The 23,908-nt window shown below is 72.4% G+C and carries 22 protein-coding genes and 1 tRNA gene; 7 read left to right on the top strand and 16 right to left on the bottom strand.

The features are described from left to right. Positions 1-47: 47 nt before the first annotated feature. Together JE024_RS19080 and JE024_RS19075 are read right to left on the bottom strand one after the other, a co-directional pair. The gene (locus JE024_RS19080; protein WP_205374739.1) at positions 48-2,183 is read right to left on the bottom strand and encodes a restriction endonuclease; all 2,136 of its coding nucleotides are present in this window, start codon (positions 2,181-2,183) and stop codon (positions 48-50) included. A 242-nt stretch (positions 2,184-2,425) separates the two neighbouring features. Continuing rightward, a tRNA-Thr gene (locus JE024_RS19075) sits at positions 2,426-2,502 on the bottom strand. 178 nt (positions 2,503-2,680) lie between these two features. Between JE024_RS19075 and JE024_RS19070 the strand changes: the two genes are divergently transcribed. The 3 genes from JE024_RS19070 to JE024_RS19060 all read left to right on the top strand — a co-directional run bounded on the left by JE024_RS19070 (position 2,681) and on the right by JE024_RS19060 (position 5,335). Then, the gene (locus JE024_RS19070; RefSeq protein WP_205374738.1) at positions 2,681-3,808 is read left to right on the top strand and encodes an ABC transporter ATP-binding protein; all 1,128 of its coding nucleotides are present in this window, start codon (positions 2,681-2,683) and stop codon (positions 3,806-3,808) included. 242 nt (positions 3,809-4,050) lie between these two features. Further along, positions 4,051-4,473 (top strand): hypothetical protein, encoded by a 423-nt coding sequence (locus tag JE024_RS19065; RefSeq protein ID WP_205374737.1) that lies wholly within the window; start codon positions 4,051-4,053, stop codon positions 4,471-4,473. 139 nt (positions 4,474-4,612) lie between these two features. After that, positions 4,613-5,335 (top strand): nucleotidyltransferase family protein, encoded by a 723-nt coding sequence (locus JE024_RS19060; protein ID WP_205374736.1) that lies wholly within the window; start codon positions 4,613-4,615, stop codon positions 5,333-5,335. Between the two features lie 128 nt (positions 5,336-5,463). On the opposite strand, the gene JE024_RS19055 is transcribed toward JE024_RS19060, so the two are convergent. The 6 genes from JE024_RS19055 to JE024_RS19030 all read right to left on the bottom strand — a co-directional run bounded on the left by JE024_RS19055 (position 5,464) and on the right by JE024_RS19030 (position 12,032). After that, on the bottom strand, positions 5,464-7,152 hold the full coding sequence (locus tag JE024_RS19055) for a DoxX family membrane protein (RefSeq protein WP_205374735.1): 1,689 nt from the start codon (positions 7,150-7,152) through the stop codon (positions 5,464-5,466). Positions 7,153-7,425: 273 nt separating this feature from the next. After that, on the bottom strand, positions 7,426-8,373 hold the full coding sequence (rlmB, locus tag JE024_RS19050; protein ID WP_205374734.1) for a 23S rRNA (guanosine(2251)-2'-O)-methyltransferase RlmB: 948 nt from the start codon (positions 8,371-8,373) through the stop codon (positions 7,426-7,428). 134 nt (positions 8,374-8,507) lie between these two features. After that, positions 8,508-9,908 carry a cysteine--tRNA ligase gene (gene cysS / locus JE024_RS19045; RefSeq protein ID WP_205374733.1) on the bottom strand — a complete coding sequence of 467 codons (1,401 nt, stop codon included), beginning with the start codon at positions 9,906-9,908 and terminating at the stop codon, positions 8,508-8,510. 84 nt (positions 9,909-9,992) lie between these two features. Then, positions 9,993-10,490 carry a 2-C-methyl-D-erythritol 2,4-cyclodiphosphate synthase gene (gene ispF, locus JE024_RS19040; protein ID WP_205374732.1) on the bottom strand — a complete coding sequence of 166 codons (498 nt, stop codon included), beginning with the start codon at positions 10,488-10,490 and terminating at the stop codon, positions 9,993-9,995. After that, on the bottom strand, positions 10,480-11,217 hold the full coding sequence (ispD, locus tag JE024_RS19035; protein WP_205374731.1) for a 2-C-methyl-D-erythritol 4-phosphate cytidylyltransferase: 738 nt from the start codon (positions 11,215-11,217) through the stop codon (positions 10,480-10,482). The genes ispF and ispD overlap by 11 nt, the downstream gene beginning before the upstream one ends. Before the next feature lie 332 nt (positions 11,218-11,549). Next, complete coding sequence (locus tag JE024_RS19030; RefSeq protein WP_003953493.1) at positions 11,550-12,032, bottom strand: CarD family transcriptional regulator; 483 nt, start codon at positions 12,030-12,032, stop codon at positions 11,550-11,552. A 644-nt stretch (positions 12,033-12,676) separates the two neighbouring features. Here JE024_RS19030 and JE024_RS19025 point away from each other — a divergent pair. Beyond that, complete coding sequence (locus JE024_RS19025) at positions 12,677-13,348, top strand: copper chaperone PCu(A)C domain-containing protein (protein WP_205374730.1); 672 nt, start codon at positions 12,677-12,679, stop codon at positions 13,346-13,348. 122 nt (positions 13,349-13,470) lie between these two features. On the opposite strand, the gene phoP is transcribed toward JE024_RS19025, so the two are convergent. Both phoP and phoR read right to left on the bottom strand, forming a co-directional pair. After that, complete coding sequence (gene phoP, locus JE024_RS19020) at positions 13,471-14,142, bottom strand: two-component system response regulator PhoP (protein ID WP_020610279.1); 672 nt, start codon at positions 14,140-14,142, stop codon at positions 13,471-13,473. A 5-nt stretch (positions 14,143-14,147) separates the two neighbouring features. Then, positions 14,148-15,470 (bottom strand): two-component system sensor histidine kinase PhoR, encoded by a 1,323-nt coding sequence (gene phoR, locus JE024_RS19015; protein ID WP_205374729.1) that lies wholly within the window; start codon positions 15,468-15,470, stop codon positions 14,148-14,150. Positions 15,471-15,668: 198 nt separating this feature from the next. On the opposite strand from phoR, the gene phoU reads away from it, so the two are divergent. Beyond that, the gene (gene phoU / locus JE024_RS19010) at positions 15,669-16,346 is read left to right on the top strand and encodes a phosphate signaling complex protein PhoU (protein ID WP_187741117.1); all 678 of its coding nucleotides are present in this window, start codon (positions 15,669-15,671) and stop codon (positions 16,344-16,346) included. 208 nt (positions 16,347-16,554) lie between these two features. Continuing rightward, the gene (locus JE024_RS19005; protein WP_205374728.1) at positions 16,555-16,707 is read left to right on the top strand and encodes a hypothetical protein; all 153 of its coding nucleotides are present in this window, start codon (positions 16,555-16,557) and stop codon (positions 16,705-16,707) included. A gap of 67 nt (positions 16,708-16,774) precedes the next feature. Here JE024_RS19005 and JE024_RS19000 read toward each other — a convergent pair whose 3' ends face one another. The 3 genes from JE024_RS19000 to JE024_RS18990 all read right to left on the bottom strand — a co-directional run bounded on the left by JE024_RS19000 (position 16,775) and on the right by JE024_RS18990 (position 18,214). Next, positions 16,775-17,008 (bottom strand): DUF6332 family protein, encoded by a 234-nt coding sequence (locus JE024_RS19000; RefSeq protein WP_205374727.1) that lies wholly within the window; start codon positions 17,006-17,008, stop codon positions 16,775-16,777. A gap of 145 nt (positions 17,009-17,153) precedes the next feature. Beyond that, the gene (locus JE024_RS18995) at positions 17,154-17,342 is read right to left on the bottom strand and encodes a hypothetical protein (RefSeq protein ID WP_187741120.1); all 189 of its coding nucleotides are present in this window, start codon (positions 17,340-17,342) and stop codon (positions 17,154-17,156) included. A 113-nt stretch (positions 17,343-17,455) separates the two neighbouring features. Next, positions 17,456-18,214, bottom strand: coding sequence for a phosphoglyceromutase (locus JE024_RS18990; protein ID WP_205374726.1), 759 nt, complete (start codon positions 18,212-18,214; stop codon positions 17,456-17,458). A gap of 154 nt (positions 18,215-18,368) precedes the next feature. On the opposite strand from JE024_RS18990, the gene JE024_RS18985 reads away from it, so the two are divergent. After that, positions 18,369-19,748, top strand: coding sequence for an MDR family MFS transporter (locus JE024_RS18985; RefSeq protein WP_205374725.1), 1,380 nt, complete (start codon positions 18,369-18,371; stop codon positions 19,746-19,748). Here JE024_RS18985 and JE024_RS18980 read toward each other — a convergent pair. The 3 genes from JE024_RS18980 to mshA all read right to left on the bottom strand — a co-directional run bounded on the left by JE024_RS18980 (position 19,686) and on the right by mshA (position 23,618). Then, entirely contained in the window at positions 19,686-21,455 is a 1,770-nt protein-coding gene (locus JE024_RS18980; RefSeq protein WP_205374724.1) for an MFS transporter, read from the bottom strand. The two genes, JE024_RS18985 and JE024_RS18980, sit on opposite strands and share 63 nt — an antisense overlap. Positions 21,456-21,639: 184 nt before the next feature. Continuing rightward, entirely contained in the window at positions 21,640-22,161 is a 522-nt protein-coding gene (locus tag JE024_RS18975; protein WP_187741123.1) for a type III secretion system chaperone family protein, read from the bottom strand. A gap of 116 nt (positions 22,162-22,277) precedes the next feature. Beyond that, positions 22,278-23,618: a D-inositol-3-phosphate glycosyltransferase gene (mshA, locus tag JE024_RS18970; protein ID WP_205374723.1), complete on the bottom strand. Its 1,341-nt coding sequence runs from the start codon at positions 23,616-23,618 to the stop codon at positions 22,278-22,280. Positions 23,619-23,908: the final 290 nt, after the last annotated feature.

The following is a 23,908-nucleotide window of genomic DNA, read 5'->3' as shown; positions in this document are numbered from 1 at the left end:
GGCGCGGAAGTACCCTGCCGCAGCCGCCCGGCCCGCTCAGGCGGGTGTCACGCCACCTCGATGCCGAAGTCCCCCACGAGTTCCTCCAGCCCTCCGCCGTACCCCTTGCCGCCGAGCACGAAGTCCCAGTCCCCGCTCGCGCGGCGCCGGAACGAACCCAGCACCAGGGCCGTCTCACCGGGCCGCCCGTCCGACACGACCAGCCGGTCCAGCTCGGCACCCGAAGCGTCCCGCAGCCGGATCCCGGCATCCGTGAAACTCGCGAGGTCGGCCTCCGGATTCACCTCGGGGTCTATCGCCGCGACCAGCACCAGCCGGTCCGCGGCGGCGGGCAGTCGGTCGAAGGCGACCCGGATAGCCGCCCGGTCCCCGGCGAAGGACCGCATCATGCGCACCGAACCCTCGGGCGTCGCGTGGTTGTTGAAGAACACGAAGTGCTCGTCCCCGAGCACCCGTCCGCCCGCGCAGACCAGCGCACACACGTCCAGTGCGACGCCGCCCTGCCAGGACATCCCGAGGACGTTGAAGTCCTCGTCGAAGTCCCCCTCACCCGCGTCGTCGGAGCCGTCGGAGACATCCGGCACGTCCGGATCCGGCACCGCAACGGTGGAGGGAGCCGGGCCCGTACCGTCCCCGAGCCGTCCGCGCAGGCCGTGCGTGTGCAGCAGCTCCACCAGCTCCGCACCCGAGACCAGGGTCAGCGGCTTGCCGTTGGCGAAGGTGTAGGCCCCCGGCCCGAAACCCGACGTCGTCACCAGCACGCCCTTGTTGGCGCCACCCGCCTGCACCGTGCCGAACAGTTCCCGGACCGCCGCCACCGGCACCGTCCTGCGGTACCGCTTCACCTGCACGAAGATCTTTCCGCCGCTGATGGGATCGGGATCGACGGCGTCCACGTCGACTCCGCCGTCGTTCGACCGCTGCGTCGTCATCGCCTGGAAGCCCCGCGCGCGGAACAGCTCGGCCACCAGGCCCTCGAAGGCGATCGGGTCCATCGCCAGAAGATCCGGCTCCTCCCCGTCCCCGTGGGACACCACCCCGGACCCGACCTGCGCCGGGGAGCGGACGGGACGGACGGCGGCGCGCTGATCGGGGCGGGCCGAGAGGTGCCCGCCCAGTCCGCCGGTGAGGCAGTCCACCGCGCTGACCAGGGCGAGGTTCACGGCCTGGAACTCCGCCCGGCCGACCGACAGGGACGCGACCACGACCCGCCCCGCCCGTCCGGTCGCCGGATCCACGTCGTCGACGAAGCCGTTGAGCACGATCCCGTCCAGCACGCCGTGCTCGTCCGCCGCGAACAGCTCCCGCACGGCCAGCAGCACGCTCTGGGCGAGGACGTCGCGGTAGAGCGCGCGGCGCTGGGCGACCGGTCGCGGCACCACCTTCTCCTGGTCCGTCCCCACCAGGTAGCGCACGCCCTTCGCCTCGGGGACCGCCTGGTAGGCCGGCAGCTCCCAGTCGAGGACGAGCTGGCGGGCCGCACGGTCGTACGCGGCCGAGACCTGGCGCGGAAACCCGTCCGGCCAGGCAGCCGACGCGCAGAGGGCGGCCGAGAAGTACTCGACGACGGTGTCCGGCTCGCCCGCACGCAGCGCCCGCACCATCTCCGCGATTCCGGCGTTGTGCGTCCGTATCTCCGCGAGACGGGCCGAGGCCCATGCGTCGTACTGCCGGCGATAAGTCTCCAGGTCCGCGAGCCGCCGGGACTCGGCCGCCTGCGCCGCGTACCAGTCGTGCTCGTAGCGCGCCCGCGCCTCCTGCTGAGCCTGCGCCCTGCCGGCGGCGGTCCAGGCGCCCCCGTGAGCCTGGTACCGGGAGGGGTCCGGCATCACCACGGGCTGGGCCAGCGCACCCGGCGCGAACGGCTCGATGGTCTCCTCACGCCGCAGGGTCTCCGTTCTGAACGGAGCCGCCGCACACCCCTCGGCCAGCAGCCCCTCCAGCGCGGCGACCTGCGCGTCGATCTCCTGTGTACGGACCAGTACCTCCTGCTCCCGCCGACTGCGGTACGCGGCCCGCTGCTCCCGGTGCATCCGCGCCATGTCGCGGGCATGCTCCCGCTGCCTCCGGTCGTGCTCACGCTGCTGCCGCAACACCGCCAGTTGCTGGGCCTCGCGCTGTCGCTGCTGCTGGCGCTGCGCCTCAGCCCACGACGAAATCAACCCACCCGAACGCCGCCCCATCCGACGCACCTCTCCCCAGGTCCTCCGAAACACCCCCGTAGCACTCAAGTCTCCCGGAAGGACGGGATGTTGGTCACACTTTCACCGACTCCGGACACAAGGAGACCCAACCGGCAGCGGCACCGCCGCCCGCCCCCTCGGGCCCGGACGTCCCCGAGCGCTGCCGTCGCTGTCCGGCCGGAGACGCCGGCAACACGGCATGTCAAAGGCCCCCGGCCTTCACGGCCGGGGGCCTTTCGCGCTGGAGCCCCCTGTCGGGTTCGAACCGACGACCCCCGCTTTACAAGAGCGGTGCTCTGGCCAGCTGAGCTAAGGAGGCAGCGAGAGCAGTGTAACCAACCCCCACCCCGCGCCGGCCGAAAATTTCGACGGCCGGCAACTGCTGACAGAACCCGGTTCGCCAGGTAGCGTCACGGCAGGTTCACTCCGTTGGACTACACCACTCCTCTTACTCGGATCGTCCGGCACGTTCCTGCCGGTGAAGGAGCAGCATCAGCATGGCTACAGTCACGTTCGACAAGGCGACCCGTGTCTACCCGGGTTCCGAGAAGCCCGCCGTCGACCAGCTCGAGATCGCGATCGAGGACGGCGAGTTCCTCGTCCTCGTCGGCCCCTCCGGCTGTGGAAAGTCCACCTCCCTGCGCATGCTCGCCGGGCTCGAGGACGTCAACGGCGGTGCCATCCGCATCGGTGACCGCGACGTCACGCACCTGCCGCCGAAGGACCGGGACATCGCCATGGTGTTCCAGAACTACGCGCTCTACCCGCACATGTCCGTCGCGGACAACATGGGCTTCGCGCTGAAGATCGCCGGCGTCAACAAGGCCGAGATCCGCAAGAAGGTCGAAGAGGCCGCGAAGATCCTCGACCTCACCGAGTACCTGGACCGCAAGCCCAAGGCGCTCTCCGGTGGTCAGCGTCAGCGTGTGGCCATGGGCCGCGCCATCGTGCGTGAGCCGCAGGTCTTCCTCATGGACGAGCCGCTGTCGAACCTCGACGCCAAGCTCCGTGTCTCGACGCGTACGCAGATCGCGTCCCTGCAGCGCCGCCTCGGCATCACCACCGTCTACGTCACCCACGACCAGGTCGAGGCCATGACGATGGGCGACCGTGTGGCGGTCCTCAAGGACGGTCTGCTCCAGCAGGTCGACTCGCCGCGCAACATGTACGACCGCCCGGCCAACCTCTTCGTCGCCGGCTTCATCGGCTCCCCCGCCATGAACCTGGTCGAGGTCCCGATCACCGACGGTGGCGTCAAGTTCGGCAACAGCGTCGTCCCGGTCACCCGTGACGCCCTGACCGCCGCCACCGAGCGCGGCGACAAGACCGTCACGGTCGGCGTCCGCCCCGAGCACTTCGACGTCGTCGAGCACGGCGGCACCGCCGCGGGCACCCTCTCCAAGGACGCGCCGGCCGGCCTCGCGGTCTCGGTCAACGTCGTCGAGGAGCTCGGCGCCGACGGCTACGTGTACGGCTCCGCCCAGGTCGGCGGCGAGCACAAGGAGCTCGTCGTCCGCGTCGGCGGCCGCAGCGTCCCGGACAAGGGCAGCGAGCTGCACGTCGTGCCGCGCGCCGGTGAGCTCCACGTCTTCTCGACGTCGACGGGCGAGCGCCTCAGCGACTGACGTCCCCCGCGTGACCGGCGCCCGCGGCGCCGGTCCCCGTGAGCCGTACGGCCGGGCCCCGCACCTCTCCAGGTGCGGGGCCCGGCTTCGTGTGCAGGAGGGCGCCGGTCCGACAAATACCCGGCATATCGGGGCACTTCACCCCAGGACGTCAACCTGCTAATCGAAAGAAAGCCCTGAGCGATCACCCACGTGAGTGACTGAATGTCGCCATGCCGTCACCGCCCGCTACGCTCGCCCGTGTGACCCACACAGCCCGCCGCATCGGCCGCACCCTCGCCCTCGTCCTGCCCGTCGTCCTGGTGCTCTCCGGGACCCTCGCGGTCTCCACCGTGCCGTGGGCCGGGCAGTCGACGGAGTCGCAGATGCTCACCGCCTCGTCCGAGAACGTCTCCGTCCGCGCCAAGTCCCGCGCCCCGCAGGACGTGCTGCGCGACCGGCTGCTCACCGAGCTCCAGGCGAAGGACCCGGGCGTCGCGCTCACGTCCCTCCAGCGGGAGGTCGAGGCGCGCCCCTCGCTCGCCCAGCACTGCATGTCGATCGCCCGCGAGCTCGGCAAGGCCGCCGTGGACCGGTACGGCCCCACGCGCGCCCAGCGCTTCTCCCGGCCGGTCTGCGACACCTCGTTCGCCACCGGTGTCTCCCAGCAGGCCCTGGGCCACTGACCCACGGCACCCGGGGCCGACCGGGCCCCGGACAACCCACGGCGGCGCGAGCGCGCCGCACCTCGCCGGCACCGGGACCGGACCCGTACCCACGGGTCCGGTCCCCTTCGCGTTCCGGCCTGCGCCTATCGTTCACGGCATGCAAACGCCTACGCATCCGACGCAGGCCGTGATCCTGGCGGGCGGCCAGGGCTCGCGGCTGCGCCCGTACACCGACGACCGCCCCAAGCCGATGGTGGAGATCCCCGGCACGGGGACGCCGATCATCGGCCATCAGCTCGCCTGGCTCGCCGCCGAGGGCGTGACCGACGCGGTCGTCTCCTGCGGCCACCTCGCCGAGGTGCTCCAGGACTGGCTGGCGGGCGCCGACCTGCCACTGCGGGTGACGACGGTGGTGGAGACGGAACCGCTGGGCCGCGGCGGCGGCCTCAAGTACGCGGCGGCCAGCCTGCCGCACCCCGACCGCCCCTGGTACGCGACGAACGGCGACATCTGGACCCGCTTCTCGCTGCGGGAGATGGCCGGGTTCCACGCGGAGCGCGACGCCGCGGCCACGCTCGCCCTGGCCCGCCCCCGGATCCCGTGGGGCGCGGTGGAGACCGACACCTTCGGCCACATCACCGACTTCATCGAGTCGCCGCCGTCGCCGTTCCTGATCAACGCCGGTGTGTACGTGTTCTCCGCGGAGTTCACCGGTCTGCTGCCGGACGTCGGCGACCACGAGCGCACGACCTTCCCCCGCCTGGCCCGCGACCGGCGGCTGGCCGGCTTCCCGCTGCCGCAGGGGGCGTACTGGCGCGCGATCGACACGGCGAAGGACCTGACCGAGGCCGCGAAGGAACTCGCCGCCCAGGCACGCTGAGCCGCCCCCGCGCGGTGACCCGCCGGCCGTACCGCGGCCTGCCGCTCCCCGCGCAGGCGCCGAGGACGCACACGAGGGTGGTCACCGGAGAGAGCTCCGGTGACCACCCTCGTACCGTGTGCGGCGGGTCAGCCCAGCAGGCCGCCGATGACCTTGCCGCCCTCGGAGCCGCCGCCCCCGTCGCCGCCGCCGGATCCGGTGCCGGTGCCGCCCGAGCCGCCGGTGCCGGGCGATCCGCCCGTGGTGCCGCCGCCGGTGCCGCTGCTGGAGGCGGGGCCCGAGTCGCTGGGCGGCGGCGGGGCCGGCTGGGAGCCCGTCGAAGGCTGCCCGCCGGTCCCCTGGGAGCGGCCGGGGGCGCCGCCGGAGCCCTGCGTCTCCCGGGGGGCGTCCTGGGCCGGCGTCGACGCCTTGGACTCCGGGGTGGAGGAGCGGGTCGCCGAGGGGGTCGGGCTGTTCTTCCGGGCCGCCGGGCTGCGCTCGGCGCCGGACTCCTGCGGGAGCGGCGCGCCCGGCAGGTGGTTGGCCGGGTCCTGGCCGGGACCGGGCACGGTGACCATCTCGGTGGAACGGACCGCCCCGCCGAGCATGGAGCCGATGAGCATCGTCAGACCGACGACCACCGCGGCGACCAGCCCGCCGCGCCGCAGGACCCGGCGCCGGAGGTCCCGGATCTCGGAGCGCGGCCCGAGCGTGCGCCAGGCTTCGCCCGCGAGCCGGCCGTCGAGGGAGTAGACGGGCGCGCCGGCGATGATCAGCGGCGACCAGGCGGCGAGGAAGATGATGTCCGGCGCGTCGTAGACGGGGACGGTCCGCCAGCTCACGGTCAGGATCAGCGCGGCCGACAGCAGGGCGCCGAGCGCCGCCGCCAGCCGCTGCCACAGACCGAGCAGCGTCAGCACACCCACGATGACCTGGAAGAACGCGACGGTGAGGCCCGAGCCCACCGGGTGGGCCAGGGCGAAGTCGCGCATCGGCTCGGCGAGGGCCCACGGCTCCAGCGAACCGAGCCACCGCACCATCGAGCCCCGCTCGCCGCCGTCGAAGTAGACGGGGTCGCAGAGCTTGCCCATGCCCGCGTAGACCGAGATCAGGCCGAGCAGGATGCGCAGCGGGAGCAGGACGACGCCGAGGTTCATCCGGCGGCCGGGGTAGTAGGCGTGCCGGGTGTGGTCGCCGCTCGCGCGGTGGCCCGCGGGCGCACCGGTCCCGGCCCGCCCGTCGCCCTCGTCGGGGCTCAGGTCGTACGCGTGCGACGTCCCGTCGTCGTCGTACGGGGCGCCGTACCCGTGGTGCCCGCCGCCGTCCTGCCCGTGGGCCGGGGGGTGGTCGTAGGCGCCGACGGCCTGGCGCATGGGCGGCAGCAACGGCCGGTCCCGGCGCTCGGAGAGACCGGCGTCGGTGACCGCGGGGTGCTGGACGGTGTCGCCGGAGAGGTCGACGCGCGGGATGACCTGGGTGGAGCCGGTGCTGTACGGGTCGTCCTGCTCCAGGGTGGAGTTGCGCACCGCCTGGAGCAGGCCCGTGGCACCCGCGTCCCCGGGGGCGGATCTGCCGCTCCACACGACGGGGGCCCGGCGGCGCACGACCCGGCCGGCCGCTCCCGCCGCGGCGGGCACTCCCGCGCCGCCGGCCGCGCCGAAGGGGGCGAGCCGCGCGGAGTCCGCCAGGGCTCGGGCGGGGCGCGGGCTGTGCCCGAGCTGCACCCGGAAGCTGGCGTGGTTGACGATGACCTGCGCGGGATCGCAGTGCACCTTGACCATGCTCAGCGCAGGCTGATCGTCGAACCCGGACCGGGGTGTTCTGGTGTCCACACTCATCTAACCGAGTGATGCGGGTTTAGGGCACGGCCCCGGGAGGCTCTACGTGTCCGAGACCCGTCAAGAGCACCTTGTCTGCTTTTTTGACCGCCCCGCCCCTGATCCGGTCCGCGCCCGCGCGAGGGCCCCGCCCCTGATCCGGTCCGCGCCGGCACCGCGCCCGCGCAAGGCCCCGGTGCCGGGGCCGGTCCCGGAGCGCACAACACCCGGGGCGCCGCCCCGCGCGAAGCCGCTCCGGGGACGGGAAGCCCGCCCCCGGAGCGGCCCGCGCGCTCAGCGGCGCTTGGCCGCCTCGTACAGCACGACGCCCGCCGCGACACCCGCGTTCAGCGACTCGGCGCCGCCGGGCATCGGGATGCGGACGAGGAAGTCGCAGGTCTCGCCGACGAGGCGGGACAGCCCCTTGCCCTCGCTGCCGACCACGATGACGACCGGCCCGCCCAGCGCCTCCAGCTCGCCGACCTCGGTGTCGCCGTCGGCGGCGAGGCCGACGACGGTCAGCCCGGCCTTCTGGTACGCCTCCAGCGCGCGCGTCAGGTTGGTGGCGCGCGCGACCGGCGTCCGCGCGGCCGTGCCCGCGGAGGTCTTCCAGGCGCCCGCCGTCATCCCGGCGGCACGGCGCTCGGGCACCACGACGCCGTGGCCGCCGAACGCCGACACCGAGCGGACGACCGCGCCGAGGTTGCGCGGGTCGGTGACGCCGTCGAGCGCGACGATCAGCGGGTCCTCGCCGTCGTCGAAGGCGGCGGCCGCGAGGTCCTCGGGGTGGGCGTACTCGTACGGCGGGACCTGGAGGACCAGGCCCTGGTGGTTCAGCCCGTTCGTCATCCGGTCCAGCTCGGGGCGCGGCGCCTCCATGATGTGGATGTTGCCGCGGCCGGTGGCGAGCTGGAGCGCCTCGCGCACCCGCTCGTCGTTGTCGATGAACTGCTGGACGTAGAGGGTGGAGGCGGGCACGCCGTCGCGCAGCGCCTCGAAGACCGGGTTGCGGCCGACGACCATCTCCGAGGTCCCCTTGCCGCCGCGGCGGACCACGGGGCGGCGCTGGGCCTGCTTGGCCTTGGCGTTGGCGATGCGGTTCTTGGTGTGCCCCTTGCGGGCGGAGGCGGGCGGCGTCGGGCCCTTGCCCTCGAGTCCGCGGCGTCGCTTGCCACCGCTGCCGACCGTCGCGCCCTTCTTGTTGGACGTGCGGCGGTTCCTGCGCTGGCTGTTCCCGGCCATGACCTACCCGTTCCTGTAAAGCTCGCTCAGACGAGAACGAGTCCGCGTCTGTGTGTCTGCGTCAGTGTCTGCGTATGTGTCTACGTAAGGAAGTGTGCCGCCCGGAGCTCCGGGCGGCACATCGCTCTCGTTCCTCAGCGGGACCCGAGGGTCCACCGGGGCCCGTCGGGGCCGTCCTCGATGACGAGGCCGGACTGGTTGAGCTGGTCCCGGATGGCGTCGGCGGTCGCCCAGTCCTTGCGGCCGCGCGCGGCCTCGCGCTGGTGGAGGACCATCTGCACCAGGGTGTCGACGACACCGTGGAGGTCGTCCCCGCGCTCGCCGGAGCCGCCGCCCCACCGCTCGTCGAGCGGGTCGAGGCCCAGCACGCCGAGCATGGCGCGGACCTCGGCGAGGCGGGCCACGGCGGCTTCCTTGTCGTCGGCCGCGAGCGCCGAGTTGCCCTGCCGGACGGTGGTGTGGACGACCGCGAGCGCCTGCGGCACCCCGAGGTCGTCGTCCATCGCCTCGGCGAACGCCGGCGGCACCTCGTCGGCGGGCGCCACGACGCCGCCGGCCTTCTCCATCACCCGCTGCACGAAGCCCTCGATCCGCGCGAACGCGGACTCCGCCTCGCGCAGGGCCTCCTCGCTGTACTCGATCATCGAGCGGTAGTGCGGGGTGCCGAGGTAGTAACGCAGCACGATGGGGCGCCAGTTCTTGACCATCTCGCTCACGAGGACCGAGTTGCCGAGCGACTTCGACATCTTCTCGCCGCTCATGGTGACCCAGGCGTTGTGCACCCAGTACGCGGCGAAGTCGTCGCCGAACGCCTTGGCCTGGGCGATCTCGTTCTCGTGGTGCGGGAAGATCAGGTCGAGCCCGCCGCCGTGGATGTCGAAGGCGGAGCCGAGGTACTTGTGGGCCATCGCCGAGCACTCCAGGTGCCAGCCGGGCCGGCCGCGCCCCCAGGGCGTCTCCCAGTCGGGCTCGCCCGGCTTGGTCGCCTTCCACATGGCGAAGTCGCGGGGGTCGCGCTTGCCGGAGACGCCCTCGTCGGGCTGGCGCAGATCGTCGATGTCCTGGTTGGAGAGCTCCAGGTAGCCGGGGAAGGAGCGCACGTCGAAGTAGACGCTGCCGTCCGACTCGTAGGCGTGGCCGCGCTCGATCAGGCCGCGCATCATCTCGATCATCTCGGGGACGTGGCCGGTGGCGCGCGGCTCGTACGTCGGCGGGAGGCAGCCGAGCGCCTCGTAGCCGCTGTTGAACGCGCGCTCGTTCTCGTAGCCGATCGACCACCAGGGGCGGTTCTGCTCGTCCGCCTTCTTGATGATCTTGTCGTCGATATCGGTGACGTTCCGCACGAAGGTCACGTCGTAGCCGCGGTACTCGAACCAGCGGCGCATGATGTCGAAGTTCAGCCCCGACCTGATGTGCCCGATGTGCGGGGCCGCCTGCACGGTGGCGCCACACAGGTAGATCGAGACGCAACCCGGCACGAGAGGGGTGAAGTCACGGATCTGCCGGGCGCTGGTGTCGTACAGGCGAATGGTCACGGAACCAGGGTAGTGGGCGCGGGGCCATGCCCCACGCCCCCTGTGCACACTGAGGGGCCCGACGTCGCGCCGGTCCCGGCCCCCTCAGGCCGCGCGCACCACGAGAGCGGTCGCGACGGCCGCCAGACCCTCGGCCCGCCCGGTCAGTCCCAGGCCGTCCGTGGTGGTGCCGGACACCGAGACCGGGGCCCCGGCCGCGGCCGACAGGGCCTTCTGCGCCTCGTCCCGACGCTTGCCGATCTTGGGCCGCACGCCGATCACCTGCACGGAGACGTTGCCGATCTCGAAGCCCTCCGCCCGCACGATCCGCGCGGCCTCCGCGAGGAGGGTGACGCCGGAGGCGCCGGACCACTCGGGGCGGGACGTCCCGAAGTGGGCGCCGAGGTCGCCGAGCCCGGCGGCGGAGAAGAGGGCGTCGCAGGCGGCGTGGGCGGCCACGTCGCCGTCGGAGTGCCCGGCGAGGCCGTAGCCGTCGGCGTCCTCCCACAGCAGACCGGCGCACCACAGCTCACGCCCCTGTTCGAAGGCGTGCACATCGGTGCCGATCCCCACCAGGGGGAGGAGCGGGCGGTCAGAAGCCATCGTTGGCCCTCCTGCGGGCGAGTACGGCCTCGGCGAGGACGAGGTCGAGCGGACGGGTCACCTTGAACGCCTCTTCGTGGCCGGGCACCACGACCACCTTCCGGCCGAGCCGCTCGACCATGCTCGCGTCGTCGGTGACCTCCCCGGTGACGGTCCGGTGGGCCTCGGCGAGGGTCTCGTACGCGAAGCCCTGCGGGGTCTGCACGGCGCGCAGCCGGGCGCGCTCCGGGGTGGCGACGACGGGTTCGGGCGCACTGCCGGAGGCCGGTTCGACCTCCTTGACGGTGTCCGCGAGCGGCAGCGCCGGCACCACGGCCGGGGCCCCGTCGCGGACCGCCTCGATCACCGCGTCCACGGTCTCCACGGGCACCAGCGGGCGGGCCGCGTCGTGGACGAGGACGATGTCGAAGCCCTCGGGGAGCGCGTCGAGGCCGAGCCGGACGGACTCCTGGCGCGTCTCGCCCCCGGGGACGACGAGGTAGTCGGTCCGCTCGGGGAGGGAGTGGGCGTCGAGGAGGCGCCTGACGTCGGGCGCGCCGTCGGGCGGTGCCACGACGACGACGAGGGAGACGGCGCGCGAGGCGGCCATCGCGCGGACCGCGTGGACGAGCATCGGCGTGCCGTTCAGCGTGCGGAGCGCCTTGGGGGCGCCCGGTCCGAGGCGCACGCCCCGGCCGGCGGCCGGGATCACAGCGGCGGTGCGAGGCGGACGCGGTTGGTCGGACATCGGTTGCACTCCGGAGGTTTGTTTCCTGAGTCGACGTGGGTATGGCCTGGTCGTGCCCCCGGCCGACAGGTCGGGGGAGTGCCGGGCGCGTCGCCTTGACCGGACCCTTCCGTGAAAACTGGTCTGCGCCAGCCGCCCGGGCCCGGCACATCACAGCATCACCTCGGTGACGCCACGGCCGGTGACGGACGTCGGCACCGGATCGTACGAGCGAGGGGCAGGGCCACGGCCGCGCACGCGGCGGCCGGCCAGGGGACGAACATGCCGCAGCGCCCGGCGACAGGCTGGAGAACTCCCAGCATGTCAGCGGGCACCGCGGCATCAATCGTGCGTCAGGACGCGAGGACCTCGTCGAGCAGGGCCTCGGCCTTGTCCTCGTTGGTGTTCTCGGCGAGCGCGAGCTCGCTCACCAGAATCTGGCGCGCCTTTGCGAGCATCCGCTTCTCTCCGGCGGACAGCCCTCGCTCGCGCTCACGACGCCACAGGTCACGCACCACTTCGGCGACCTTGATGACATCGCCGGAGGCGAGCTTCTCGAGATTTGCCTTGTACCGACGGGACCAGTTCGTCGGCTCCTCGGCATAGGGTGCACGCAGCACCTCGAAGACCCGGTCCAGCCCATCCTGGCCGACCACATCGCGAACGCCGACGAACTCCGCATTGTCAGCCGGGACGCGAACCGTCAGGTCGCCCTGGGCGACCTTGAGCACCAAGTAGGTCTTGTCCACGCCTTTGATCTGGCGAGTTTCGATGGCCTCGATCAGCGCGGCCCCGTGATGGGGATAGACCACGGTGTCGCCAACCTTGAACGTCATGTGACAGGTACCCCTTCCGTGGCTATCCAGGGTAACACGAACACAGCGTGTTCTGAATGGCGTTTTCGCAGGTCAGGGCATATCTCAGGGCTTGACAACACAGACAGGAACGTGCTGCGGCCGACGAGCGGAAGGGGGTATTCGCAGGTCGGAGCGGCTGCGCGGGCGCACGGAAACGCCCACGTTACACCTTGCGCAACCCTCCCCCGACGGGCCGAAAGTCCCATTTTGTCCGGGTGAAGAGCCGCCGCTTCCCGTGGTCCGTTCGAGGATCGGTCACATGTACGGAGTCACGCCGCGCCGAATCCTGAATTGATCACTAATGATCGCGCCGCCACACCCTCCGCGCTTTTCCGGGAAAACCCGATCGCCGATGAGAATTGATCACTCACGTTATGTGAACGGCGTGTGTACGGCCGCCCCGTAAGGCCTCCGCGCACTTCCGCGCCGCTCACCGGCGCCCGCGTCCGAAAACAACCGCCCGCCCGGCGCGGCTCACCGCGAGGTGTCCGTGTGACGCCAAAGGGCGGGTCGGGTGCGGGGCGTGACGGGCCGCTCGGTAACCTAAGCGCGAGCTGACGCCCAGCCCGGTGACAGCTGTTCCACAGTCCGTACGTCCGCTCGTCCAAGGAGATGCCGCCGCCGTGAGCAGCAGCCTTCGTCGCGGTGCCCTCGCCGGCGCTGCCGTCGTCTTCTCGATCGCCTCGCTCTCCGCCTGCGGTGCGGGCAACAACGCGCAGACCCTGGGCGTCCGCCCGGACAACGCCGCGACCGCCGTCGACAGCCTCAAGCTGCAGAACGGCACCGTCATCACCCAGCCGGAGCGCGACGCCGACGGCCCGGCCGTCGTCTCCGTCACCCTCTTCAACGACGGCACCAAGGACCAGACGCTGGAGTCGATCACGCTCCCCGGCTCGGACGCGAAGGTCGAGCTCAAGCCGGCCGAGGGCTCCGGCCCGCTGACCGTGCCCGCGGGCGGCCGCGTGATCATCGGCGGCAAGGGCAACGCCTCCGCCGTGATCGCCGACGGCCGCGAGGCCGTCGAGGACGGCCGCACGCAGGAGGTCGTCTTCACCTTCAGCGAGACCGGCGATGTCCGGCTGCTGGCCTTCGTCGTCCCGGCGACCAGCTTCTTCACCGAGTTCGGTCCCAGCAGCGTGCCCACCCCGCCGGCCGAGAAGCCCTCCCCGTCCGCCTCCGGCGACGCCTCCCCCTCCGGGTCGCCGTCGGGCTCCCCGTCCGGTGAGGCCGCGGGCGCCGAGGGCGACGAGGCCCCCGAGGGCGACGCCGCCTCCGCCTCGCAGAGCGCCGGCTGATCCGGCTCCGCGACAGCACAACGCCCGAGGGGGCGTCCACCGTGACGGTGGACGCCCCCTCGGGCGTTGTGCGGGGCGGGTGCGCGGGCCGCGCGACACCCGGCCCGCACGGCCGGTGCGGCCTACGGCTCGAACTTGTAGCCCAGGCCCCGCACCGTCACCAGGTACCGGGGCGCGCCCGGGTCCGGCTCGATCTTGGCGCGCAGGCGCTTGACGTGGACGTCGAGGGTCTTGGTGTCGCCGACGTAGTCCGCGCCCCAGACCCGGTCGATGAGCTGCATCCGGGTCAGCACCCGGCCCGCGTTGCGCAGCAGCATCTCCAGCAGGTCGAACTCCTTCAGCGGCAGGTCGACCTTGCCCCCGGAGACGGTGACCACGTGGCGGTCGACGTCCATCCGCACCGGGCCGGCCTCCAGGGCCGCCGGCGTGACCTCCTCCGGCTCCCCGCGGCGGCGCAGCACCGCGCGGATGCGGGCGACCAGCTCCCGCGAGGAGAAGGGCTTGGTGACGTAGTCGTCGGCTCCTATTTCCAGGCCGACGACCTTGTCGATCTCGCTGTCCTTGGCGGTCACCATGATGACCGGCACGTTCGAGCGGCCGCGGAGCTGACGGCACACCTCGGTGCCGGGCAGGCCGGGGAGCATCAGGTCGAGGAGGACGAGGTCGGCGCCGTTGCGCTCGAATTCGTCGAGCCCCTCGGGCCCCGTGGTCGCCACCGCGACCTCGAAGCCCTCCTTGCGGAGCATGTAGGACAGAGCGTCGCTGAAGGATTCCTCATCCTCGACGACGAGCACTCGGGTCACGGAAGGACCTCCGGGGCTGGAATTTCGCTGTTCGGGTCGGTGTCGTAGAGCCGGTCGTCGTCCTTGACGACTCGATCGCGGCCTGAGTGGTCTCGGGCGGCCGCCTCGGGCAGCCGCAGGGTGAAGGTGGAGCCCTGTCCCTCGGAGCTCCACACCGCGACCTCCCCGCCGTGCGAGGCGGCCACGTGCTTGACGATGGCGAGGCCCAGGCCGGTGCCACCGGTGGCGCGGGAGCGGGCGGGATCGACGCGGTAGAACCGCTCGAAGATCCGCTCCCGGTCCTTCTCGGAGATGCCGATGCCCTGGTCGGTGACGGCGATCTCGATCAGCCCGGGGCCCGACCCCGGGGAGATGCCCGCCGTCCCGGGCCCGGCGACCCGGCGCGCGGAGATGCCGACCCGGGTACGGGCCGGTGAGTAGTTGACGGCGTTCTCGACGAGGTTGCCGAGCGCCGCGGCGAGCTGCCCGCGGTTCCCCCAGATCCGCAGGCCGGCGGCGCCCTCGGGTCCCTGGGCACCGTCGTGTTCGATTCCCTCGGGCGTCCACACGTTCGTGGCCATGGTGATCTGCTTGGTGGACGCCGTGTGCCGGGAGCGGTCGATGGCCTCCGCGACCAGTTCCTCCACCCGGACCGGCTCGGAGTCCTCCAGCGGGTCGTCGTTCTGCACCCGCGAGAGGTCGATGAGCTCCTGGACCAGGTTGGTGAGCCGGGTCGCCTCGATCTGCATCCGGCCGGCGAACCGGGTGACCGCCTCCGGGTCGTCGGAGGCGTCCATGACGGCCTCCGACAGCAGGGAGAGCGCCCCGACGGGCGTCTTGAGCTCATGGCTGACGTTGGCGACGAAGTCCCGGCGGACCGCCTCTATCCGGCGCGCCTCGGTGAGGTCCTCGACGAGGAGCAGCACCAGGCGGGAGCCGAGAGGCGCCACCCGGGCGGAGACCGCGAGCGCCTCGCCGCGGCCGGTGCCGCGACGGGGCAGGTCGAGTTCGACCTGCCGTATCTCGCCGTCCCTCCGGGTGTCACGGGCCATGTGCAGCATGGGCTCGACGGCCAGTTTCCCGCCGCGGACCAGACCGAGCGCGTACGCCGCGGAGCTGGCCTTGACGACCGAGTCGGACTCGTCGAGGACGACCGCGGAGGAGCGGAGCACGGACAGGACCGTGTCGACGCCCGGCGGAAGCACGGCGTCCGTGTGCAGGGAGGTACGGGTGGGGCGTTTCTGTTCGCGCTCGCTCCAGCGGAACGCCAGCACCGCGATGACACCGGTGCACAGACCGGCAATCGCTGCTGCTGCGGCGACCGCCGCGTTCACGTCCATGCTTCCCAGGTTATGCGGGGTGCCGGGCGGTCTCCCAGCCAAACGGGTGGCACCTCGAACAGTCGTCGCTCAGAGTTCACCGAGGGGAAAGTGCCGGTTCATTTGAGAGGGAGGGTCCGGACCACTGCGGGCTCGAACGTGGGAGCGTGGGGGTTCGGAGACCATCCGGACCCCGGTCGCACAAGAGAGGGACACCCCATGCGGGACGCGTACCACGAGGAACTGGACTCCATCGGCGAGGGCCTGGTCGAGATGGCCCGGCTGGTCGGGTCGGCGATCGGGCGCGCCACCACGGCCATGCTCGACGCCGACCTCAAGCTGGCGGAGAACGTGATCGCCGCCGACCAGAAGGTCGACGACCTCCAGCACGACCTGGAGGCCCGGGCGATCGCGCTGCTGGCCCGGCAGCAGCCGGTGGCCACGGATCTGCGGATCGTGGTGACCTCGCTGCGGATGAGCGCCGACCTGGAGCGCTCGGGCGACCTGGCGCAGCACGTCGCCAAGCTGGCGCGGCTGCGCTTCCCCGACCGTGCGGTGCCCAACGACCTGCACGCCACGATCCTCCAGATGGGCCAGCTCGCCCAGCGCCTGATGGCCAAGGCCGCCGAGGTCATCATCACCAAGGACGTCGACCTGGCGCTCCAGCTGGAGCAGGACGACGACGAGATGGACCTGCTGCACCGCACGCTCTTCCAGCACCTGATGGACGACCGCTGGAAGCACGGCATCGAGACGGCCGTCGACGTGACGCTGCTCGGCCGCTACTACGAGCGCTTCGCGGACCACGCGGTCTCGGTCGCCAAGCGCGTCGTCTACCTGGTCACCGGCGAGCACGCGGACGAACTCCAGCAGCCGACGCAGGTCGAGGGCGCGTAGCGGCCTCCGCACGGCGCGTTCCGCACGTTTCCGGGATCCGGGAGGGCGCGTTGCGGCACTGACGGCGCGTTCGGGGGCGCTTGCGCGGGTGCGCCGTCCATGCGCCGTTGATGCGGGCCACCGGGCGGGCATGCAATGGGCGAAGGCGGCAATCCGTACGCCGGCGATACGCGCACACCCCGGGTGTGCGCCCGTCAGGAGGCACTTCATGGCCGAGACCCCCATGACCGACTCCCCGCAGGAAGCGAGCCCGGTCGGCGTGGACTTCCTGCCCCTTCTGGGCGCCTGCGGATGCGGCTCGGGCTGCGGCTGCGGCTGCCAGTCCGGCGCTCCGTGCCAGTGCGGCGGCTGCAGCGGCTGACGCGCACAGGGAAGGGCCCCGTCCGGATTCCGGACGGGGCCCTTCCCTGTGCGCGCCGTGCGCGCCGTCACGACGCCCGGCGACGGCGGTCGTACCGCCACAGCACCCGGACCACCCGCACCCCGAACACCCCCAGCGCACCGGCCACCGCCACCCAGGCGACGGCGCCCGCCGCCGTCCCCCGCAGCCCGAACACCAGCACCGGACTCGCCAGCACCACCCCGGCCACGCCCCCGAGGAACGCCCCCGTCACCAGCGCGTACCCGATCTCCACCGTCCTCGCGTCCCGCTCCCCCGCCATCCCCCACGCCCCCTCCGCCGACCACCGATACCCCGGGACCTACCCACCCGGGGCCCACCCCGACCCGCCCGGGTCCGCCGGGTACCGGGTCCACTTCGGGCCCGTGCCGGGTCCACCGGGTCCGCGCCCGCGGCCCATCACCGGCTCAGCGCTTCAGCGCCCGGTAGCGCTTCAGCAGCGCGGTGATGCGCGCGTGGTCGGCGGGGCCGTTCAGCTCGGCCAGCAGATCGTCCGGACACAGCTCGTAGTGATCCCCCCACCACTTGCGCCCCCTGCTGTCCCAGATCCGGTACCCCCCGGGCACCCCTCTGGCCACGTACCGCCGCCTCGCCACAAGCCCCTCCCTCAGGTCCCGGCACGCTACAGCCCGGCCGGGCCGGGCAGACAGCGAAAAGCCCCCTGCCCGCTGGGAGAACAGCGGACAGGGGGCTTCCTCGTGCCGTCGGGCTACTTCTTGCCCTGGTTCTTCACGGCCTCGATCGCGGCGGCCGCCGCGTCGGGGTCGAGGTAGGTGCCGCCCGGGTTGATCGGGTGGAAGTCGGCGTCGAGCTCGTAGACGAGGGGGATGCCGGTGGGGATGTTGAGGCCCGCGATGTCGGCGTCGGAGACGCCGTCGAGGTGCTTCACGAGGGCGCGCAGGCTGTTGCCGTGGGCGGCGACGAGGACGGTGCGGCCGGCGAGGAGGTCGGGGACGATGCCGTCGTACCAGTACGGCAGCATGCGCTCGACGACGTCCTTGAGGCACTCGGTGCGCGGGCGCAGCTCGCTCGGGATGGTCGCGTAGCGGGCGTCGCCGGACTGCGAGAACTCGGTGCCGTCCTCGAGGGCCGGCGGCGGGGTGTCGTAGGAACGGCGCCAGAGCATGAACTGCTCCTCGCCGAACTCGGCCAGCGTCTGCGCCTTGTCCTTGCCCTGAAGGGCGCCGTAGTGGCGCTCGTTCAGCCGCCAGGAGCGGTGGACCGGGATCCAGTGGCGGTCGGCGGACTCCAGCGCGAGCTGCGCGGTGCGGATGGCGCGCTTCTGGAGCGAGGTGTGCAGCACGTCGGGGAGCAGACCGGCGTCCTTCAGCAGCTCACCGCCGCGGACTGCCTCCTTCTCGCCCTTCTCCGTGAGGTTGACGTCCACCCAGCCGGTGAACAGGTTCTTCGCGTTCCACTCGCTCTCGCCGTGGCGGAGGAGGATCAGCTTGTACGGTGCGTCGGCCATGCGCACGAGCCTAATCGACGGCGCGCGCCCCCCGCGCCGGTGACCGAGGAGCGGACTCGATTGACGGCAGCCGTCAATCGAGTGGCCACCCACGACGCCCGGACCGTAACGTGCGGATACCTACCTGGCCACTTACATCTTCATGGGGGGATCCATGTCCGTCGTCGCTGTGCGGCGTGCCGTGAGCCAGAGCGTTTCGGGGCTCCCCCGTGAGTTCTGGTGGCTGTGGACGAGCACGCTCGTCAACCGCCTCGGTGCGTTCGTCGCCACCTTCATGACGCTCTACCTGACCCTGGAGCGCGGCTACTCGGCCTCGTACGCGGGGCTCGTCGCCGCGCTGCACGGGCTCGGCGGTGTCGTGTCGTCGCTGGCCGGCGGAGTGATGGCGGACCGGCTGGGGCGCCGGCCCACGCTGCTGATCGCCCAGACGTCGACCGCGTTCTCGGTGGCGCTGCTCGGGTTCGTCGAGGACCCGGTGGCCATTCCGGTCGTCGCCTTCGTGGTCGGCATGGCGAGCAACGCCTCCCGCCCCGCGGTGCAGGCGATGATGGCCGACATCGTGCGCCCCGAGGACCGGGTGCGGGCGTTCTCGCTGAACTACTGGGCGATCAACCTCGGCTTCGCCATCTCCTCGGTGGCGGCCGGCTTCATCGCCGAGTACAGCTACCGCGTCGGCTTCCTCGGCGAGGCGGCGATGACGCTGGTCTGCGCCGTCGTCGTCTTCGTCAAGCTGCCCGAGTCGCGGCCGGACAAGACCGCGGACGACGGGGCGGGCGAACCGGAGACCGGCCTGCTCGGGGTGCTGCGCGACGGACGGTTCATGTCGGTCGTCGGACTGTCGTTCCTGGTCGCGCTGATCTTCATGCAGGGCCATGTGGGCCTGCCGCTGGCCATGGGCGCCGACGGCTTCAGCAGCTCCGACTTCGGTCTGGTGATCGCCGTCAACGGTGTGCTCATCGTGGTGCTGCAGATCCCCGTCACCCGTCTCATCGAGCACCGCGACCCGGGCCGCCTGCTGATCCTCTCCGCGCTGCTCGCGGGGTACGGCTACGGGCTCACCGCGTTCGCCGGCTCGCTCGGCGTCTACGCGCTGACCGTCGCCGTCTGGACGATCGCCGAGATCATCAACGCGCCCACCCAGACCGGACTGGTCGTGCGCTTCTCGCCGGTGCACGCCCGGGGCCGCTACCAGGGCATGTACAGCCTGTCGTGGTCGGCGGCGGCGCTGGTGGCCCCGCTGATGTCGGGCTTCGTCATCGACGCCTGGGGCACCGCCTGGCTGTGGGGCCTGTGCGCGGTGATCGGCACCGTGGCGGCGGTCGGCTACTGGCTGGTGGTGCGCGACCTGCCCACCGAGCGGCCGGAGCCCGGCGGCCCGGAGCCCGGCAAGGGCACCCGGACCGCCAAGGCGGAGCCGGGCGCCGCGGAGCGCGCGGAACCGGTGACGAGGACGGAGCCGGTGGAGCAGCGGTCAGTCCCTGCGGCGGCGGGCGGCGTCGCGGTCGAGCGAGGCGGAGTCGACGCCGCCGCCTGACGTCCGGCCGCCGGGGCCACCGTCGGCCGGGGCGGATCCGCCGCCGGGATCCCCGTCCGCCGGTGCGCGGCGGTCGGTCCCGGCGGCCGTCGTGTCGCCGGGACCGACCGCCGCGCCGGCGGCTGCCGCCTCGCCGGTCACCTTCGTCCCGGGGTGGAAGTGCGCGCAGACGTACGCGACGGCGAGGGCTATGGCCATCCCGTAGAACACCCACTGGTTGGCCTGGGCGAAGTCCATCCGGATCGCGTCCATCGAGTCGCGCATGGTCGTCGCGAGCGGCCCGGTGCCGCTGGGGGTCGCCCCGTCCGCGTGGCCGGTGACGGCCTCGCTGACGGAGCGGGCGGCGTCCTGCGCCGCCCCCGCCGGGACGCCCTTGCCCTGGAGGGTCTCCACCACCCGGTCGGTGGTCACATGGGTGAGGACCGTCCCGAAGACGGCCATGCCCACGGCGGCGGCGTAGTTGCGCACGGTCTGCGTGATGCCGGTGACCTCGCCGTAGGAGGCGCCGATGGCCCGGTTGACGGCGTCGGTCGACGCCGGGGCCAGCAGGAGGCCGATGCCCGCGCCGGCGAGCGCCGCGTAGGGCCACTGGTCGTGCATCGACAGGTCGGTGAGCTTGTTGGCCCACAGCGCGAAGCCGACCGCGCCGAGCGCCGTGCCGAGTTTCAGCGCGGGCTTGGCGCCCCTCCGGTCGAGGATCCGCCCGCCCCACTGGGACGCGATGGCGAAGCCGATGAAGAAGTAGAGCAGGAACAGCGCGGCCTGGTTGGGCGAGGCGCTGAGCGAGACCTGTGCGTAGACGGACGCGAAGAAGAAGACCGGGACGAACGCGAGCATCGCGAAGAAGAGCACCAGGTTGTCGGCGGCGAACGCCTTGTCGCGGAAGACCCGCAGCTTCACCAGGGGCTGGTCCAGGGTGAGTTCGTAGCGGCAGAAGAGCGCCAGGACGACGAGGCCGCCGATGATGCACACCCAGGTCAGGACGCTGCTCCAGCCCCATGCCGACGCCTGTTGCAGGCCCAGCACGCTCAGCCCCATGCCGGCCGCGACCAGCACCGCGCCGGGGACGTCGAGCTTCTCGGGGCGCCGGGTGTTCGGGACGCGGGCGAGGAAGGTGAGGACGAGCGCGATCACGGCGACCGGGACGTTGACCCAGAAGATCGCCCGCCAGGTCCAGCCGGTGAGCCAGCCGCCGAGCAGCGGGCCGATGGCGGTCAGCGCGCCGGACAGCCCGAAGAACAGGGCGAGCGCCCGGCCGCGCTTCCCGACCGGGAAGACGTTGACGACGACGGCGAGCGCGGCGGGGAACATCAGCGCGGCGCCGAGGCCCTGGGTGGCGCGGAAGACGATCAGCCAGGGCTGGGCGAAGTCGCCGTCGGGGACGCACCCGCACAGCACCGAGGAGACGACGAAGGTGAGGGTGCCGACGACCATCACGCGCCGGTGGCCGAGGATGTCGGCGAGCCGCCCGCCGAGCGCGAAGAACGCGGCCAGCGTGAGCAGATAGGCGTTGACGACCCACTGCATCCCGGACGAGGTGAGGCCGAGTTCGTCGATGATGCTCGGGGCGGCGATCGAGACGATGGTCTGGTCGATGAACGTCATCGACACCGCGAAGAGCGTCGCCGCGAGAGCCAGCGTCTGACGTGGCGCACCGGGGCCTGATGCCCGCGTCGAGGAGACCGCGTGGGACCTGTCGTTGCCCATGCAATCGAGTCTGACCCCGTCCGCGCCGGTGCGCACATCCGCGCCGGCCCGCGCGTGCGCAGGAGGTTCCGGGACGGCGCGGGGCCGGGGCGGGGCCGGGGCGGGGCCGGGGCGGGGCCGGCCGGGCGGGGCCGGCTCGGGGCGGCATGTGGCCCCGGAGGGCCGTCAGTCGGCCGGAGGGGCGTCAGTCGGCCGGACGCCGGATCAGCGAGGCGAACGCGTCCAGGTTGCGCGTGGACTCGCCCCGCGACACCCGCCAGGCGTACTCGCGCCGGATCGCGCTCTCGAAGCCGAGCTCCAGCAGGGTGTTGAAGGCCCCGTCCGAGGCCTCCAGGATCGTGCCCAGCAGCCGGTCGAGCTCCTCCGGCGTGACCACGGACAGCGGGAGGCGGCCCGTCAGATAGATGTCCCCGAGCCGGTCGACCGCGTAACTCACGCCGTAGAGCTTGAGGTTGCGCTCCAGCAGCCAGCGGTGGACGGCGGCGTCGTTCTCGTCGGGGTGGCGGATGACGAAGGCGTTGACCGACAGCGAGTGCCTGCCGACCCGCAGGGAGCAGGTCGTCGACAGCTTGCGGGTGCCGGGGAGTTGGACGACGTAGGTGCCCGGCTCGGGGCTCTCCCAGTCCAGTTCGGCGTCCCTCAGGGTCTGCTCGACGACCAGCGTGGTCTGCTCGGTGCGCTGCGTCGCGCGCTCTGCGTCAGCCATGCTGGGAGCGTACGTCAGTGGTGGTGGGCCCGCGTGCAGTGGCGGTGCCCATTGGTAGTGGGCGCGCGTGCGGTGACGCGGTGCTCGTGCATCGCGGCCGCGTGCGGTGGTGGTGCTCAGTGGTGGTGGGCGCGCATGCGGTGGCGGTGCTCGTGCATCGCGGCCGCGTAGACGTCGGCGGTCGCCGAGGCGGACGTCCCCCAGCCGAAGGACTGCGCGTGCCGGGCCGCGGCCTGCCCCATCCGCTCGGCGAGCGACTCGTTGCGCACGAAGGCCGCCAGCACGTCCGCGTAGTGCTCGGGGTCGTGACCGGGGACGAGGAAACCCGTCTCCTCGTCGCGCACCGCCACGGGCAGGCCGCCGACGGCCGCGGCGACCACCGGTGTGCCGGCCGCCTGCGCCTCTATGGCCACCAGCCCGAAGGACTCGCTGTACGAGGGCATGACCAGCGTGGAGGCGGCCCGGAACCAGTCGGCGAGCAGTTCCTGTCCGACCGGGCGCCGGAAGTGGACGACATCGGCGATGCCGAGCCGGGCGGCGAGCTTCTGGAGGCCCTCCGGCTTGGCGAGGCCGCTGCCGCTCGGGCCGCCGACGACCGGCACGAAGATGCGGTGCCGCAGCGACGGGTCGCGGTCCAGCAGGACGGCGACGGCGCGCAGCAGGATGTCGGGGGCCTTGAGGGGCTGGATCCGGCCGGCGAAGAGCGGGATGAAGGCGTCCTGGGGCAGCCCCAGCCTGGCCCGCGCCGCCGCGCGTCCGTCGGCCGGGCGGAACACGTCCAGGTTCACGCCCGGGTGGACCACGGCGACCTTGGCGGGGTCCGCCTCGTAGAAGCGGACGAGCTCGTCGGCCTCCTCCGCGGTGTTGGCGATCAGCCGGTCCGCGGCGGCCACTATCTGGGTCTCGCCGATGACCCGGGAGGCGGGCTCGGGGGTGTCGCCCTCGGCCAGGGCGGCGTTCTTCACCTTGGCCATGGTGTGCATGGCGTGCACCAGGGGGACGCGCCAGCGCTCGGCGGCCAGCCAGCCCACGTGGCCGGAGAGCCAGTAGTGGGAGTGGACCAGGTCGTAGTGGCCGGGACGGTGATTGGCCCAGGCCCGCATCACCCCGTGGGTGAAGGCGCAGAGCTGGGGCGGCAGGTCCTCCTTGGCGAGGCCCTCGTAGGGACCCGCGTCGACGTGCCGCACCAGGACGCCCGGCGCCAGCTCGACCACGGGCCGCAGGCCGCCGGTGGTGGCCCGGGTGAAGATCTCCACCTCGATGTTGATGGCGGCGAGCCGCTTGGCGAGCTCGACGATGTAGACGTTCATACCGCCCGCGTCGCCGGTGCCCGGCTGGTGCAGCGGGGAGGTGTGCACGCTCAGCATCGCGACCCGGCGCGGCTTCCGGTGCCCGCTGGGGAACCGGAGACGCGGGGTCATCCGGCTGCTGCCGAATCGGGAGACGTACTGGCTCACGTCGGCGGTCCTCTCGGGTGCGGGCACGGCGATGGGCGGGGAGTGGGGATCCCCGCACGCCCCTCAACAGCGGAACGAACTCTTCCATTTCCAGGTCGGGGCCACTTTGCCAAATGATTGCCGAGATCGTGTCAGGCGGACCCGCCGCTTCCTGTTCCACGAGCGCTCCCACGAGCCGTCGCCGGGGGCGCTTCCACGGGCAGTCGCCGGGGCCACTTCCACGAGCACCGCCGGGGCCACCTCCACGGGCGCTCGCCAGGCCGGGGCCCTCTGTCGGAGCACGGCCAGCG

The sequence above is a fragment of the Streptomyces zhihengii genome (assembly GCF_016919245.1).
Lineage (GTDB): Bacteria > Actinomycetota > Actinomycetes > Streptomycetales > Streptomycetaceae > Streptomyces > Streptomyces zhihengii.
Note: the sequence above shows the minus strand (reverse complement) of the source record. Positions and strands in the feature narration are given on the sequence as shown.